The organism is Synechococcus sp. R55.2 (assembly GCF_047462075.1).
In the GTDB taxonomy this organism is placed as follows: Bacteria; Cyanobacteriota; Cyanobacteriia; order Thermostichales; family Thermostichaceae; genus Thermostichus.
In genome coordinates, this window is the sequence record NZ_JANSIH010000437.1 from 1 (window position 1) to 15287 (window position 15287).

At 59.1% G+C, this 15287-nt stretch carries 13 protein-coding genes and 1 tRNA gene; 8 read left to right on the top strand and 6 right to left on the bottom strand.

What is annotated here, in order from left to right; all coding sequences use genetic code 11:
• On the bottom strand, positions 1–812 hold an 812-nt coding region (locus NW838_RS14805), incomplete at its 3' end, for a PAS domain-containing protein (protein WP_414428301.1).
• A gap of 675 nt (positions 813–1487) precedes the next feature.
• Between NW838_RS14805 and NW838_RS14810 the strand changes: the two genes are divergently transcribed.
• From NW838_RS14810 to NW838_RS14825, 4 genes are all read left to right on the top strand, one after another.
• Positions 1488–1847 (top strand): hypothetical protein, encoded by a 360-nt coding sequence (locus NW838_RS14810; protein ID WP_011433745.1) that lies wholly within the window; start codon positions 1488–1490, stop codon positions 1845–1847.
• Between the two features lie 249 nt (positions 1848–2096).
• Positions 2097–3017 carry an L-lactate dehydrogenase gene (locus NW838_RS14815; protein WP_414356787.1) on the top strand — a complete coding sequence of 307 codons (921 nt, stop codon included), beginning with the start codon at positions 2097–2099 and terminating at the stop codon, positions 3015–3017.
• A 48-nt stretch (positions 3018–3065) separates the two neighbouring features.
• On the top strand, positions 3066–3758 hold the full coding sequence (gene trmB / locus NW838_RS14820) for a tRNA (guanosine(46)-N7)-methyltransferase TrmB (RefSeq protein ID WP_414356761.1): 693 nt from the start codon (positions 3066–3068) through the stop codon (positions 3756–3758).
• A 98-nt stretch (positions 3759–3856) separates the two neighbouring features.
• On the top strand, positions 3857–5440 hold the full coding sequence (locus tag NW838_RS14825; protein ID WP_414428302.1) for a lysostaphin resistance A-like protein: 1584 nt from the start codon (positions 3857–3859) through the stop codon (positions 5438–5440).
• Between the two features lie 16 nt (positions 5441–5456).
• Here the strand turns inward: NW838_RS14825 and NW838_RS14830 are convergent, their stop codons facing one another.
• From NW838_RS14830 to NW838_RS14840, 3 genes are all read right to left on the bottom strand, one after another.
• Positions 5457–6518: a DnaJ domain-containing protein gene (locus NW838_RS14830; RefSeq protein WP_414428303.1), complete on the bottom strand. Its 1062-nt coding sequence runs from the start codon at positions 6516–6518 to the stop codon at positions 5457–5459.
• A complete protein-coding gene (locus NW838_RS14835) occupies positions 6476–7333 on the bottom strand; it encodes an ABC transporter substrate-binding protein (RefSeq protein ID WP_414356754.1) in 858 nt (285 codons plus the stop codon). The genes NW838_RS14830 and NW838_RS14835 overlap by 43 nt, the downstream gene beginning before the upstream one ends.
• Positions 7334–7520: 187 nt before the next feature.
• Complete coding sequence (locus NW838_RS14840; protein WP_414356752.1) at positions 7521–8357, bottom strand: inositol monophosphatase family protein; 837 nt, start codon at positions 8355–8357, stop codon at positions 7521–7523.
• A 276-nt stretch (positions 8358–8633) separates the two neighbouring features.
• Here NW838_RS14840 and NW838_RS14845 point away from each other — a divergent pair, with 276 nt between their 5' ends.
• From NW838_RS14845 to NW838_RS14855, 3 genes are all read left to right on the top strand, one after another.
• Positions 8634–9191, top strand: a complete 558-nt coding sequence (locus tag NW838_RS14845) for an FHA domain-containing protein (protein ID WP_414356749.1) — start codon at positions 8634–8636, stop codon at positions 9189–9191.
• Between the two features lie 72 nt (positions 9192–9263).
• Positions 9264–9335 (top strand) — tRNA-Gln (locus NW838_RS14850).
• Positions 9336–9552: 217 nt separating this feature from the next.
• Positions 9553–11028 carry a cobyric acid synthase gene (locus tag NW838_RS14855; RefSeq protein ID WP_414428304.1) on the top strand — a complete coding sequence of 492 codons (1476 nt, stop codon included), beginning with the start codon at positions 9553–9555 and terminating at the stop codon, positions 11026–11028.
• An 84-nt stretch (positions 11029–11112) separates the two neighbouring features.
• Here the strand turns inward: NW838_RS14855 and NW838_RS14860 are convergent, their stop codons facing one another.
• Positions 11113–12489, bottom strand: coding sequence for a (Fe-S)-binding protein (locus NW838_RS14860; RefSeq protein ID WP_414356747.1), 1377 nt, complete (start codon positions 12487–12489; stop codon positions 11113–11115).
• A 173-nt stretch (positions 12490–12662) separates the two neighbouring features.
• Between NW838_RS14860 and NW838_RS14865 the strand changes: the two genes are divergently transcribed.
• Positions 12663–13007, top strand: coding sequence for a hypothetical protein (locus NW838_RS14865; protein ID WP_414356744.1), 345 nt, complete (start codon positions 12663–12665; stop codon positions 13005–13007).
• A 13-nt stretch (positions 13008–13020) separates the two neighbouring features.
• Here NW838_RS14865 and NW838_RS14870 read toward each other — a convergent pair whose 3' ends face one another.
• A complete protein-coding gene (locus NW838_RS14870) occupies positions 13021–14901 on the bottom strand; it encodes an AMP-dependent synthetase/ligase (protein WP_414388956.1) in 1881 nt (626 codons plus the stop codon).
• Positions 14902–15287 lie beyond the last annotated feature (386 nt).

Below are 15287 nucleotides of genomic sequence, written 5' to 3' on the forward strand. Positions count from 1 at the left end.
AAATAACGGGGATAGTCTTTGGCCCAGATCTCCGCCCCTTGAGTATGGGATCCCTTGGGGTTGTCCGGGGTAATTTCAAACTGATTGATGCAGCGAATACTGCAGCGCTCCGGCGTGTAGAGCCAGACCCCCACCCGTGCCACCTGCAGGGTATGGGCGGCTGTGGTACAAATCTGCCGCAGAGCAGCCTGTAGGTCTCCTTGGCTGAGGGCCTTGTGCCGGGTGAGCTCCCTCAGAGCCCGGTTGTGCTTCAACAGTTGCTGTTGGCTGCGCTGTAGCTGCCACTCCACCTGTTTGCGTGCTGTAATGTCCTGACAGGAGCCGACAATTCGGCTGATCGGCTTGTTCTCCTCGGCAACCGGAGAAAGGGTGACGATCAGAATGTGGCTCGGCGCTGGGTCGGGAGCGGCAGAGGCAGTTAAGCTCAGCTCGAAGCTCACTTGCCGGCGATGGGTGAGGCAGCGCTCGGTGTGCAGTTGAATCTGCGCTGCTATAGAAGGGGGCAGACACCTCTGGAGCTCTTCTCCCTCGATAGGTCGAGAGGAGAGAAAAAACATCCTGCGAAAGGCCGGGTTACCCACCAAAAACCGATAGCGCGGCTGGGGCGAGCCTTGTTCTGGCTCCGGGGGCAGGTACTCGAGGACAAACAACCCATCGCTGACACTCTCGAACATGGTGCGCAGCACAGCCCGCCCCCGAGTTTGCACCGGGCGCCCACGGTACATGACCTGGGGATTCCACAGATCGGCCCGCGTCAGCGCATCATAAACGCTGCCAGCCTGGTCTGGCCCAGCAGTCCCCCTTTCAACCATAGGCTAGGAACACCCAGTAGACGCTCGGGCAACGGGGAGGGCAAGCCGAAAAAAACAGCTATGAATTCACGCTGTCTCTGCCATTCTACGGTCATCCTATGGAATTGTTGGGGGAGTTTGTGTGTCTCTCGATACAAAAGATCCCCGGGCTGGCACGGGCTTTTGGGTGCTCCGGAGGGGATATTCTTTGAAGCAACTCTTGAGGTTAATTAAAAGAATTATTAAAAAGCCTGTCCTGCCGACGTGAAGGGCTATGCGTCGCCGTTTTCAAGGTTAAACCGCTTCTGGCTCCCGAACTTGTTCTACCCGTACATCGACACGCTTGGGAAGGAACCAGGCTCCTATTAGTTAGAACTGCTCTCATTAGAAAGAACCTCAGCTAGCCCTGGAAAAGGGATCCCTGCCAGACCCAGGATGGCTAATTCCGCGGGCGTGGGATCCCCGATGCATCCAAGGCAAGAGAGGAAGACTGATGGATACAACTCCACCACTCAACCGAGTAACAGCATAGCTCTATTGAGATTAGCTTTCAATAGCGTGCCGGCAAAGTAGGGATCCTCTTTGATAAAGACTTGCATTAAGCTTGAGGAGTCTGGTAGAGTGCTTACCCAAGTAGCAATTGCTAAAGATTTGCAGTTAAGTCTTCTCAGGAGAACAAGCTGCGGAGTGGCAAGCATGGCATGGCAACAGGTTCAGGCGGGGGTGTGGTGTAGGCAGTTGGGGCAATTGGCGCCTCAGTGGTGGTTGGGCTGGAGTCTGGAGCAGGGCTTTCGGCTCTACCGCAAAGAAGTTTCCTCTGCTCTGCCTTCTCTCTCTGCTTTGAGGATTCGCTACCAAGAGCGAGATGGCTGGCTGGACGTGTTTCTGGGAGAAGCGGAGCAATGTAACCGACGACGGCGCAGCCTTTTGGATCCGGCAGCGCGGGTAGCCTTGCACTACATGCCGGAAGATTTAGCTCAGATTCAGTCCCTAAAGTGTCCTCACGAGCGCATTCCTCCGCAGCTTTGGCAGCGGCTAACCCAGCAGCCGGGTTGAGGACTGTTGAAGGTTAGAGGGCTATTTATTGTTTTTATTGTTTCAGATGGATCCAGTCCGCTGCGGCAACCGATCCTGCCTCTTCTCGCCTTTCCAGTTCTTCTGGAGAGCGGTAGCCTGTTTTTTTCTTCCTCTAGGCAGGCTTAAGCTGGAGAACGAAGAGTAGCGGCTGCAGCCATGACTGTTTCTAAGCACCAACCCAAGCAGCGCTCCCAGCAGCAGGTCGAGGGGCTGACTTCTCGCCGCCTTTTGAAGGGATCCATCATCGGAGCTGGGCAGGTGGGCATGGCCTGTGCCTACGCGATGGTGATCCAAAATACCCTGGATGAGCTGGTGATCCACGACATCGCCCGCGACAAGTTGGAAGGGGAAGTGATGGATTTGGTGCACGGGATCCCCTTTGTGGAGCCGACACGGATACGGGCAGGGGAGCTGGCGGATTGTGCCGGATCAGACGTGGTGATTTTGACGGCAGGGGCTAAGCAGCGGCCTGGAGAAACCCGTTTGGATTTGGTGCAGCGCAACGTCGAGATCTTCAAAGGCTTGATCCCGGCCTTGATGGCGCATTGCCCTGACACACTCCTTTTGGTGGTGAGCAATCCCGTTGACATCATGACTTACGTTTCCCTGAAGTTGTCGGGGTTGCCGGCAGGGCAGGTAATTGGGTCGGGGACGGTTTTGGACACAGCCCGCTTTCGCTATCTTTTGGCGGAGCGCCTGGGGGTGGATCCCCGTAGCCTGCACGCCTACATCATCGGCGAACATGGAGATAGCGAGGTGGCCGTTTGGAGCAAGGTGAACATCGCCGGCACCCCGATTGGGGAACTCTCGCCGGACTGGGATCCCGCCTATTTGGGGGATATCTTCGAGCAGGTGCGCAACGCTGCCTACGAGATCATCCGTCGCAAAGGGGCCACCAGCTACGCCATCGGGTTAGGGGTGACGCAAATTGTCCAAGCCCTGCTGCGGGATCAACACCGCGTTTTAACCGTGAGCAGCCTCACCCAAGGGGAGTACGATCTGCCAGAGGTCTGTCTCAGCTTGCCCAGAGTGGTCGGGCGGCAGGGGGTGGAACGCACGCTGGCTATGTCCCTCACCGAGATCGAGCAACAACAACTGCACCACTCTGCCCACATCCTGCGGCGAATCATTGAGGATATCCAGTGGTAGCCGGGATACCCTCAGTTGGGTTCGCGTGCTTGCAGCAGGAGGTGTTCTATGAAACCAGACTTGCAGCAGAAAGAACACGCCCTTCCCCAGCCCTGGTCAGGGATCCCATTGCAGAGGGGCCTCAGTCACCGGGTACGGCAGCACGTCAATCCCCTGCAGGCACAGTATCAGCAGCCCGCCCCCCCACCCCATTGGGAACGGGTATACCGGCGGCTGGGGCAGCCCTTTCATCTGGATATCGGCACAGGGAGCGGACGATTTCTGCTGCGCCTCGCTCAGGAGCAGCCCGACTGGAACTTCCTAGGGGTAGAGATTCGGCAGGCGCTGGTGGAGCGGGCCAATGCCTGGCGGGATGAGCTGGGGCTGGATAACGTCCATTTTCTGTTTGCCAACATCAATGTCTCTTTGCGGCATCTGTTTGCGCCGGGGGATCTCAGCCGGGTGACCATCCTATTTCCGGATCCCTGGTTCAAAAAGCGCCATCACAAACGGCGGATCGTCCAGCCCCAACTGGTGGCGGATCTGGCTCTGCTGCTGCGACCGGGCAGCCCCGTCTTCCTGCAATCGGATATCCAAGAGGTGGCCGAAGAAATGGCAGCTCGATTTTTGGATCATCCGCAATTTTGGGATCCCCACCAGGGGCCTTTGGACTCCAATCCCCTCGGCATCCCCACGGAGCGGGAGTGGCACTGCCTACAACTGGGCCTGCCCATCTATCGCTATTGGCTGGAGCGACGGTGACAACAGGACAAATCCGTAATGCAGTAATAACAACTCCATTCCGCCAAGACAATACAGAAGATAGGATATAACCCGCTTGAGTTGGATCCGTCGCCGCAATGTCTCACTCTGAAACCACGGCCTCTGCCGACCCCTCCTCTGCTTGGTTTTCTGTTCGCCGTGGGATCCTCAACCTGCTGAGCCTATTGGCCATTGTGATTGTCGGGCTTTCTCTTTCCAGCAGTTGGTTCCAGCCGCCGCCCCAAACGCAGTTGGATTTGTTGCAAACCGATCTCGCCCTGCAAGCTTCCCGCACCCTCGATGATCCCCGCTATCAGGATCTGGCACGGGCGCTTTTGGGCCAGGATGTGTTCAAGGTGGCCCAAAATCGCTATCAGCAGACCGCCGATAACTACACCGAACGCCTGAAACGTTTGAAACGGCTGGCCCGTTTAACTCCTGCTGGCGAATCTGAGGCGGCCAGCCCAGAACTGGCCCAATCTCCAGAGGTGGATCCCGCCCTTTTGGCCTCCATGCAAGATTTGCAGACGGAGCTGGATGCGCTTTGGCTGCGCCTGGGCTTGCTCTATGCCTACCAAGAAGATCTGGAGGCCGCTCAGCAGCAATGGCAGCAGATCATCGACCTGGAACGTCCCGTGGAGCTGGAATCGAGCCAAAAGGGGGCAGCGCGGGTTTTGCAAGGGCTGTGGGGAACACCGCGGCGCATCTGGCCAGAAGCGGAAGTGCAGATCCGCAATCATCTGGATGGCTGGTTTGAGGCGGTGGCCCTGCAACAGCTTTACCGACTGCAGCAGCGCAGCGATAGCCTGAATGCCCTCAACCAACAGCAGGAAAAATTGGCCTTGGCGGCTCTATTTCGACTGGCGGTGGTGGGCGGGATCCCCGTGCTGGGGGCACTGCTGGGGTTGATGCTCTTGTTGGGCTGGCTGGGCTGGAGCCTTTGGCGCAAACGTCCGCTCCTGGGCCCTGCTTGGGAAGTGCCTTGGCCGGGGATCGGGGCGCAAGCGGTGTTGACCGGCTGGTTTTTGGGGTTTATCGCCCTCAACGCTTTGGTGCCTCGACTTTACATCATCATCCTCGGCCTGGGGGCACGGCAGCTCAGCCCTTGGCAGCAGGCGGTAGCCCTGTTTCTCACCTACAATTCCGGCGCTTTGCTGGGGGCAGGGTTATTGTACCGTCTCTTGCACGCCTACCCCGGCTGGCAGAGGGTGCTGCAGGTGCGGTTGTGGGGTCCTTGGCTGCTGTGGGGCTTGTGTGGCTACTGGGTGGCCTTGCCTTTGGTGGTGCTGGCAGCGGCACTCTCGCAATTGCTGCTACCGCAGGCGGGGGGTGGGAATCCCATTTTGCCCCTGCTGCTGGATAGCCATGGTTGGGGGGCGCGGTTGGTGTTTTTGGCCGTGGTGTCTGTCTGTGCCCCTGTTTTTGAGGAGGTGCTGTTCCGGGGCTTTTGGCTGCCTACTCTAAGCCGCTACCTGCCTATGGGGGCCGCCATTGGGCTTAGCGCCTTCACCTTTGCCCTTGCCCACCTCAACCTTTCCGATCTGCTGCCTTTGACCATGCTGGGGGTGGTGCTGGGGGTGGTGTACAGCCACAGCCGCAACCTGCTGGCTCCCATCCTACTGCACAGCCTCTGGAATACGGGATCCCTGGTCACGCTGCTGGTGCTGGGAGGAGCGCGTTAAGGGGGTCTCTGTCTGCCTACTTTTTCTTGCCGAAGAGGCGGCTCAAGAACCCGCCGTTGTCTTCTTTGCGGGGAGGCGGCACCACTTTCTGAGCCTGTGACGTTTGACGGCTGGCCACTCGCGTTGGCGGGACGGAGTCCTTGGGGACGGGAACGGGCTGTTGAGTGGTGACTTGCTGCATCCAACGGCGCACTTCTGCCATCAACTCGGCGTTGGCAGGTTCTAGGCGACTGGCTTGCATAAAGTCTGCTTTGGCCATGCCAGCATTCCCCTGCTTCAGGTGAGCAATGCCCCGGTGCAGGTAGTAGCGGGCCACGTTGGGCTCAGCGCTGATGGCGAAGTTCAGATATTGCACTGCATCCCGGTATTGCTTGCGCTCGATCATGTCCAAGGCTTGGATAAAGCGGGTTTCCGCAGGGCTGAGCTTGGGAGCCGGAGGTGGGGTGGGAACGGGCTGAACAGGGGGACGGCTGGGCGGAGCAACGACGGGGGAGGCTGGGATCCCACCCACAGTGGTATGGCTGGGGGAAGGGGTTGGGATCCCGGTCGCGGTAGTGGTTCTAGAGGCAGGGGCTAGGCTCCCCTGGTAGCCGGCCTTGAGCAACAAATAGGCCAGGTTCAGCTCGCTCAACTGCTCGGTTTTCTCGAGCAGGGTTTCCATGGAGCTGTATTGCTCTTTGGCCAGCTTCTCCACCCGTCTGACATACTCTTCCTGCCAATGGGGGTGCTCGGCCAAGCCCTTGACGGCTTCCCCAGAGGGCCAAAGATCCGGGGGGGGCGTCTCCAAAAGGCGTTTGATCCGCATTTTGAGCACCGTTTCATATTCCCCTCGCTCCCGCTCTTTGGTCAGCACTTCGTTGGCCGGGTTGACCAGCTTGGCAAAGAGGATGTTGGCGCGCTCTGCACCTTCGGGATCCCCCACAAACCGATCCGGGTGGAGGGCCTTGGCCGCCTGCAGGTAGCCGCGCCGGATCCCCTTGGAGTCGGCGGTAAGGGGCACGCCTAAGATGGCGAAATGGTCAGTCTCGTAGCGGGCTAGTCCTCGGTTGAGGCGGGGGACATTAGAGTTGGATCCCATAGTTGCCACTTCTCCAAGATTTGCTGCAAGGTTCCGTTTTCGGTCAGGATCACGATCGCCCCATCCACAGCTTCCTTGAGGGAAGGATGCTGAGAGGATACCACTCCCACCAGAGGCATGGGGAACAAGGGCGGCCCCACCAGGCGCAGTCGGGATCCGGCTTGGCGCAGGTTCAGGGCGGCAACGGGCTGATCGACCAGCACAGCATCCAACTGGCCAGCCTGTAGCTGAGCAAACAAGCGCTCAGGGTTACTGGTGGCAAAGAGACGAATGGCGTTGCCTCTCCTCTCGTTGTACGCCTCCAGCAGGGCTGCCCCCGTACTGTTAACTACAATGCCCACTTTGCGGCCAAATAATTGCGACAGTGTCTCGATGGCCGGTTCCTCTGGCCCAGAGGTGGGGAAGGGATCCCGTACCACCAAGCGCTGCGGGCTGAGATAGTAGGGCCGGGTGGCCAGAAACTGCTCCGGATCCAAGCCCAAAGCTTCCCGCGCCCCCCAGATCAAGTCCACCTCATCCGCTTGCAAGGCCGCCAACTGCTCGCTCCAGGCCACGTAGATGGGATCCACCTGCACCTGAAGGGTTTGGGCAAGCGCCTCCAGGATATCCCACTCGAAGCCGGCGTAGGTTTGTCGCTCCAAGTCGGTATAGAGATAGGCCGGCCCCAGACTGGGATCCAAGCCAACCCGAATGCGCCCCCGGGCCTGGATCTCGGCCCAACGGGAATCGAGGGGCTGTGCCCGCTCGGTGGGGGCAACCTTCCCTTGTTCCGGCTGAGGGTAGCCGGGGCCAGCAGTGGCGACCCCAAGGGCCATTGCTCCCAAGATGAGGGCCAGGCCGAACTGTGCCGCCCGGCAGCAATGTCGCTGTTTTCTGTGGAGCTTGCTAACCAATCTTCTACCTACCCTGCCCGACACGGATGTTTTGTAGTCTTCTTGATTATTCTTCAACTACTTCTGTCTCGAATTCAACTCGTTCAACCGGCAAGCTTTCCCGGTTTTTCTAGGTTGGGTGGGGATCCCGCCGCATGGGAAAGGAGACCGGCAAAGGCCGCACCTGGGCCAGTTCTTCTTGCAGAGCAGCGTGTAACCAGCCATTGCTGGCCAACAGTCGGCCACTGTAAACGTCCACCGGGCTGCCATCATAAGCGGTCACCTTGCCGCCTGCCTCCCGCACCAGAACGATCCCTGCGGCAATGTCCCAAGGGGAGAGGCCCCGCTCCCAGTAGCCATCCAACTGGCCGGTGGCCACATAGGCCAAATCCAGAGCTGCAGATCCGCCCCGCCGCACTCCTTGGGTGAGATGGGTAAAGTGGCAAAACTCGGCGTAGTTGTTGTCAGGGGTTTCGCGACGATCGTAGGCAAAGCCGGTCACCAGCAAGCTCCGAGACAATTCAGCCGTTGTGGAGACTCGAATGGGTTGGCGGTTGCGGGTAGCCCCCATCCCTTGGACGGCGCGAAACAGATCCCCGCGAAAAACATCACAAACAACCCCCAAAACCGGCTCCCGCCCCTGCAGCAAACCAATGGAGACGGCAGCAAAAGGGTAGCCATGGGCAAAGTTGGTGGTGCCATCTAGGGGATCGATCATCCAAGCGTAGGCGCCCTCCGGAGATCCCTGCTGGCCTGATTCCTCGGTCAAGATGACATCTTCGGGGAAGTGCCGCCTCAAGATTTTCAAGATGAGATCCTCGGAAGCGCGATCCGCCGCAGTCACCAAGTCGCCCGGACGTTTCTCCTCAATGGCAAGGGTGCCCCCCACATAACTGCGCAGCAAAGCTCCTGCCTCCAGGGCAGCTTCTGTGGCCACATCCAACCGACGCAGCAGGGCCTCCGTCACACCCTCACCTCAAGGTTAAAAACCTGCTACTCAGAATAGCCCGCCTGAGGCTGTGGCTCCCAAGGGATCCCTGAAAGCCAAAATAGGCCCAACCTGAGCCCAAGCCCAGTTTCCGGGGAAAGGGGGTATCTCCAAGGCTGCCTATGGTGTATAGTACAGTACACTGGGGCTTGTGGGTTTTCCGGCAGCCCGCCAAGACCAGAGTTCCTTTGAAAGCAGTAGGGTTTTGGGGAACTATAGATAAGACTTTGAATTTGGAAAGCCAAGCTGCTGTAAATGGCGTTGAGCGTTGAGGGGGGAAGACCTTTGCCACATAGCTACGACGATTTTTTCACCTCCATCACAGAGGTTGGCGGGAAAAGTCCTCTTCCCAGCCAGGGCTTTGATCTGCCGGCGGATTTGTTCGATCAAGTCCCTGAACGGCCGGTGTCCCATCCGGAGTTCACCCTGTCCATCTGCCATCCTGTCCGGCCCTGCAGCTACATCCTGCGGGAGAGTATCTATACGCTTGGACGGGATCCCTCCAACGCCATCCAGATCGTCAATCGGTTTGTCTCGCGTCGCCATGCTTACCTGGTGCGGGTGCCCACCAAGTCCAACCGGACAGGGTTTACCTATTGCCTGATCGACGGCAACCGCAAGGGCCAGTCCAGTACCAATGGGGTGTTTGTCAACGGCACGCGGGTGGCTACTCACTACCTGAGGAGCGGAGATGTCATCTATTTCGGGCCGGAGATCCGCGCCTATTTCTTTGAGGTAGCCCGCACTCTCCCCGTGACTCCTCTTGACATTGGCCCTGACCTTGGCGAAGAGCTTCAGCTTCCCCACGCATAGGAGCTCACTGCAACTGTTGACAGACCCGAAGCTGCATCGCTAGATTAATTAAGCTGGTTAAGCAATGTGAATTGGGGCATCGCCAAGCGGTAAGGCAGCGGGTTTTGGTCCCGCCATTCGGTGGTTCGAATCCATCTGCCCCAGCTCAAAATCCTGTCGAAAGCACAAAGCGCAAGCCCCTGGGATCCCGTGCAGACCGGAGGGTGCGGCTCTGGGCATCAGCAGGGCGGTTAACTAGGGGATTGCAGAGTCGCTTTTGCCAACGGAGGCCCTGGCTTGGCGACGCTGGCCGCGGGGAGAATGGCAACAACCAGAAACCAAGGGCGAGGGATCCGGGGTGAGCTGTTCAGGTCGATCCTTGATGGTGGTGGGAACTTCTTCCCACGTGGGCAAAACCCTGCTGGTAACAGCCCTTTGTCGCATTCTCAAGAAAGCGGGAAAAAGGGTTGCCCCTTTCAAAGCTCAGAACATGTCCCTCAACGCCTATGTCACCCCAGAGGGCAAAGAGATCGCCTACGCGCAGGCTCTGCAAGCTTGGGCTGCCGGGATTCCCCCTGCGGTGGAGATGAACCCAATCCTTCTGAAGCCCCAGGGCAACCTGACTTCCCAGATCGTCTTGAACGGAGTAGCGGTGGGCACCTACCGCGCCGGAGAGTATTACGAGCGCTGGTTTGCGCCGGCCTGGCAAGCGGTCAAAGAAGCCCTTGCTCGCCTACAACAGCAGTACGACTGGATCCTTTGCGAGGGGGCAGGTAGCCCAGCAGAGGTGAACCTCAAACATCGGGACTTGGCAAATATGCGGGTTGCCTTGCATTTGGGATCCCCCACTTGGCTGGTGGCAGACATCGACCGAGGTGGGGCGCTGGCCCATGTGGTGGGCACGCTCCAACTGCTGGAACCTGAAGAGCGGGCCTTGATCCGGGGCATTGTCATCAACAAGTTTCGGGGCTCGCGGGAACTGTTGCAGCCCGGCCTGGATTGGCTGGAAAACTACACCGGGATCCCAGTTGTCGGGGTCTTGCCTTGGGTGGACTGGGTTCTGCCCCAAGAGGATTCGATGGGAATTGCAGCCAACCCCCTGCTTTGGGAAGATCGCCGCGACCGGGCCGGTGGCCAAGCCCTGAGGGAAGGGCGCCTGGAGATTGCTGTGGTGCGTTTGCCCCAGGTGGCCAATTTCTCGGATTTTGACCCCTTGTTGGCGGAGCCCACCGTCCATCTGCGCTGGGTTCACCCCGGCCAAAGTTTGGGATCCCCGGATGTGGTCATCCTGCCCGGCAGCAAAACCACCCTCAACGATCTGTTCGCGTTGCAAAAGACCGGCCTGGCCGATCAACTGCGCCAATACTCCGGCCATATCATCGGCATTTGCGGTGGGCTGCAAATGTTGGGAGAGACCATCGCCGATCCCGAAGGCTGGGAGGGGATCGCCGGCACCTACCCAGGGCTGGGCTTTCTCCCTTTGACCACCGTTTTACAACCCACCAAGGTCACCCAGCAGGTGCAGACCCAAAGCCGATGGCCTGCCCTGGCCCCCATTCAGGGGTACGAAATTCATCAGGGATCCACCCAGGCGGATCCCTCTGGCTGTCTGCCGGTGTTCGACCGGGAGAACCTGGGCTGGCGGGATCCCACGGGTCGGATTTGGGGCAGCTATCTGCATGGCCTGTTTGACAACCACCTGTGGCGGCGACAATGGCTGAACTGGCTGCGCCGACAAAAAGGCTGGGATCCCTTGCCGGATCTGGAGGGCCACTATGCTCAGCAGCGGGAGCAATTGCTGGAGCGCCTGGCCGATCTGTGGCAGCCTCACCTGGACTTGGGCCTGTTGATGGAATAGCCCATCGGCGATGGGGGAGAGAAGTGGGGTGGGAGGCTATGTTGCGCCAGGTTACGCCAGCGCGACCGGAAATCCAGGATCCACTCAACCGGTTGCCTCGGCTACCTCTGCCTGACCCGAAGAAGTCCCTGTAGCTTGTTCGGGAAAGCGTCGCAGAGCGGCGAGGGCGCGATCCAACAATTCCATCGGGTGATAGATGGGGATCCCGGCTTTGCCCTGTAGGCGCAGATGTTTCTGGATTTGTAGGCGGCAGCCGATATTGGCAGAGACAATCCCCTGAGCACCGGTGTTAAGCAAGTTCGTCACCTTCTGGGCTCCCAGCTCGTCCGCCACCTGGGGTTGCAACAGGTTATAGACGCCGGAGCTACCACAGCAGAGGGCGGCATCGACGGGATCCCGCAGCTCCAGCCCTGGGATTTGCCGCAGCAGGTGTCGGGGTTCCTGGCTGAGCCGCTGCCCATGCAGCATGTGACAGGCATCCTGGTAGACCAGCACCAGGGGTTCCGGCTGCAGCGGATGTAGAGGAGCCGTTAACCCCACCTGAGCGAGAAACTCCTGAATGTCCTTGACCTGGGCGGCAAATCGGGCTGCCTTCTCTTTGTAGTCGGGATCCCTGGCCAATAGGTGGCCATAGTCTTTCAGGGTATGTCCGCAGCCGGAAGCGGTGATCAGAATGGCATCTAACTCACAATTGGCAAAGGCATCGATCATCTGGCGGGCCAGGGTTTCCGCCTGGCGCAGTTGCCCTTGATGGTGGGGCAAGGCCGCACAACAGCCCTGGACAGGCGGGATCACCACCTCACAGCCGTTGTGGGTCAAGACGCGAATGCTGGCCTCATTCACCTGCGGGGCAAACAGGCGCTGCACGCAGCCCAAAATGAGTCCCACTCGAAAACGGCGTTCTCCCACCGCCGGGATCCGCTCAGGGTAACGCTTGGGCAGCAGTTGCTCCACCTCCAGGGGGGGCATCAGGGATTCCATAGCTGCCAAACGCGGGGAGACCTTTTCCAGCCCTTTTCGGATCCAGGTGCCGATCCCCATTTTTTGGTACAGCCAGAGAGGCCACAGCAGCGGTCGCAGCCGTGTCGGGTAAGGAAACACCGAGAAGATGAACTGGCGGTAAAGCCGATCCCAAAGGCTACGTGGGTAGTTGCGTTCGATTTGCGGGCGGGTGGCGGCAATTAAGCGGTCATATTGCACCCCCGATGGACAGGCCGTAACACAGGCCAAACAGCCCAAACAACTGTCGAAGTGGGAAACCGTAGCCGCCGAGAGGGAGATTTGACCTTGGTTGAGAGCCTCCATCTGATAGATGCGCCCCCGCGGCGAGTCCGTCTCTTTGCCGATTACACGGTAGCTGGGGCAGGTGGTCAGGCAAAACCCGCAATGCACACAGGCATCGATCAGCTTCGGATCCGGGGGATCCATTCCATCAAAACTCGGCCCCTGGGATAAACTCATCGGCTCTGACCTATCGTGCTCTCAGCCTTACATGGCCATGCGGCGAGACAATTAGCGGCTGGCGATCCCGCCCTCTTCTGCTCCCTTGATTCCTCTGCATCTTAGTCCCAGATCCGAGGAAGTTTGTCTACATCCAGACGCTCTCTTAGCTAGTACTACCCTAGAGAGAGGACTTGCCAACCCTTCCTTTGAAAGCCATGAACTTGCAACACCTCTTCACTCCTGTCTTTTGGACAGCGGCCCTCTCCAGCTTGAGCTTGGCCGGAGCGGCTTTGGCCCAGGCCAACCTGCGGGAACTCCCTCCAGACTTGGCAGAACAGCTCACCACAGAGCAAATTTTGCAAGCCTGCGCCAACAACCAAGCAGATACTTTGCCCAGCCCCTTCCCGGATGTGGTGCCAACTGACTGGGCCTACAAGGCAGTGCTCACCCTCTACTACTGTGGGGCCTACCGAGGGGCCATTCCACCGGAGCAATTCCGGCGCTACTTGGAGCAACAACGGGGATCCCAAACTTAGGTGGGCCTGCACCTCAAGCCGGATACATCTCTTGGATCAGATGGGCATAGCGCTCAGCCACCGGGTTGCGCTTGATCTTCAGGGTCTGGGTCATAAGGCCGTTTTCCACGCTCAGCGGCTCCGGCAAGAAGCGAAAGTCGCTGACCTGCTCGTCGGGCCGGTAGCCAGGGCGTTCTTGGATGCGGCGGCGCACCTCCTGCAAAATCAAGGTGCGGGTCTGGGGCTGGGCCAGCAGCTCGGCATCCTCAGCCGGGATCCCTTGCTCGGCAGCCCAGGCTTTGAGGGCATCGAGGTTGGGGTAGATGAGGGCAGCCAATTTCTTTTGGTCTTGCCCGACGATCACGATCTGACTGATGTAAGGAGACTGCAGACAAGCATCTTCCAGCGGCTGGGGCTCGATGTTCTCCCCATTGAGTAGGACAATGACATCCTTGGCTCTGCCGGTGATCACCAGTTGCCCGTCGGGGGTGAGCCAGCCCAGATCCCCGGTTTCAAACCAGCCGTCGGAGCTGAGCACCTTGGCAGTGGCTTCCGGGTTGTTGTAGTAGCCCATCATCACCTGCGGGCCACGGGCCAGGATTAGTCCTTTTTCTCCAGGGGGCAGCGGCTGTCGAGTTTCAGGATCCACAATGCGAAACTCCGTCCCCGGCAGAGGGGGGCCAGCCGTACCGCGCACATTGTTGTCTGGACGCCGCGCGCACAACACCGGCGAAGTTTCGGTGAGGCCGTAGCCATTCAAGATGGAAATGCCCACCACCTCGTAGAACAGATCCAAGTAGGCAGGCAGGGATCCACCGCCGCTGATGGCATGTTGAAAATTGGGGCCCAACGCCCGTCGTACCTTGCGGTAGATCAGCACATCGGCCAATCGGTGCAGGGGCCAGAGCAGCCAATGTTGCAGGCGAGCCTGCAGGCGCACCCAGGGGCTGACTCCGTAATGCAAAATCGACTGGTTGCGAGCTATCCGTCCAGAGAGCACATGGCTCTCACTCACGGCCATCAGAGCGCGGATCAGCCGCTGCATCAGGGGGCTTTTCTCTTTGAATTGCCGTTGGATCCCTTCATAAACGGTTTCCCAAATCCGCGGCACTGCCACCAGAAAATGGGGGTGCTCCTGTTGGAAATCTTGTTTGATAAAGCGAGGGCTGGTATAGACCAGCATGCAGGCGCGGCTGAGGAGAAAATACTCGCAAGCCCGCTCATAAGAGTGCCAAGTGGGCAGAATGGTCAACACCTTATTCCCCGGTTGTGGCTGTACGACCACGCCCAAGTTCTCCACCTGGTGCATCAGGTTGCCGTGGCTGAGCATCACCCCCTTGGGCCGACCGGAGGTGCCGGAGGTGTAGATGATGGTGGCCAGTTGGGATCGCTCCAGCTTTGGGGGTTGGTAGGTGTGTTCCCGACCCTTTTGCAGCCATTGGGAAAAGTTCAGCACCCCTGCTTCCTGCTCATCGGAAAGCAACAGCAGCCGTTCCAGGCCCAGCTCCTGCACATCCGGCCGGATCCGCCTCAGAGTCTTCAGATCCTGAGCAATCAGGGCCGTGCTACCGGAGTGGCGCAAGATGTAGCCCAGCTCACTGGGATCCGCCACAGCGCTGCGGGGCACATTCACAGCTCCCGTGAACATCGTGGCCAGATCGGCCATCAGCCAGCGGGGGGAGTTATCGGCAAAAATGGCCACCCGATCCCCCGGGCAAATGCCCAAAGCCTGCAGGCCAGCCGCCAGGGTTTGAATGCGGCGAAACAGCTCTCCATAAGACATCTCGAAAACTGGCTGCGCGTGGGGATCCCGTAGGGCAACCTGACCGGCAAACTCTTCCGCCAGCACTTGCCAAACGTTCAGCAGCGTCGTCTCAGGGGCAGTGGGAGTAGCAGAAGCGGCAGCAGTTGTCATAGATCTGTACCGTAAATTACGTTTACAGTCTATTAAACCCAGCCTCTCTCCCCAGGTGTCGCTAGGACAGTTCCCAGCCTGTCACCCCATTCACCATCTTCCCCTTGCGGGGAAAAGGTAGGGATCAACACTATAAAATCTTGCGCTGGCAGAACCAGGGTGGTGATTGCTCGCCCCGGCAGATTGCGCACAAAACTTTACAATTTTGATCAAACCGGATCCCATATCTCCCATGGGGATCCCGGCTGTAAGCTTCATGTAAACTACCCGACCCTGACTGCTTCGCAGTACGGGGCGGGCTTAAGGCCTCCGGCCCGCTGGCGCGAACGGTAGCCCTGCAGTTGGCAAGCCAACCACGGACCTCTAGGCTGGTTTACGGCAGCCCC

Excerpts from the sequence above, each read along its gene's own strand:
- NW838_RS14810 (WP_011433745.1), top strand. The coding sequence starts at position 1,488 with ATGGCATGGCAACAGGTTCAGGCGGGGGTGTGGTGTAGGCAGTTGGGG.
- trmB (WP_414356761.1), top strand. The coding sequence starts at position 3,066 with ATGAAACCAGACTTGCAGCAGAAAGAACACGCCCTTCCCCAGCCCTGG.
- NW838_RS14825 (WP_414428302.1), top strand. The coding sequence starts at position 3,857 with ATGTCTCACTCTGAAACCACGGCCTCTGCCGACCCCTCCTCTGCTTGG.
- NW838_RS14830 (WP_414428303.1), bottom strand. The coding sequence starts at position 6,518 with ATGGGATCCAACTCTAATGTCCCCCGCCTCAACCGAGGACTAGCCCGC.
- NW838_RS14835 (WP_414356754.1), bottom strand. The coding sequence starts at position 7,333 with ATGGCCCTTGGGGTCGCCACTGCTGGCCCCGGCTACCCTCAGCCGGAA.
- NW838_RS14845 (WP_414356749.1), top strand. The coding sequence starts at position 8,634 with ATGGCGTTGAGCGTTGAGGGGGGAAGACCTTTGCCACATAGCTACGAC.
- NW838_RS14855 (WP_414428304.1), top strand. The coding sequence starts at position 9,553 with ATGGTGGTGGGAACTTCTTCCCACGTGGGCAAAACCCTGCTGGTAACA.
- NW838_RS14860 (WP_414356747.1), bottom strand. The coding sequence starts at position 12,489 with ATGAGTTTATCCCAGGGGCCGAGTTTTGATGGAATGGATCCCCCGGAT.
- NW838_RS14870 (WP_414388956.1), bottom strand. The coding sequence starts at position 14,901 with ATGACAACTGCTGCCGCTTCTGCTACTCCCACTGCCCCTGAGACGACG.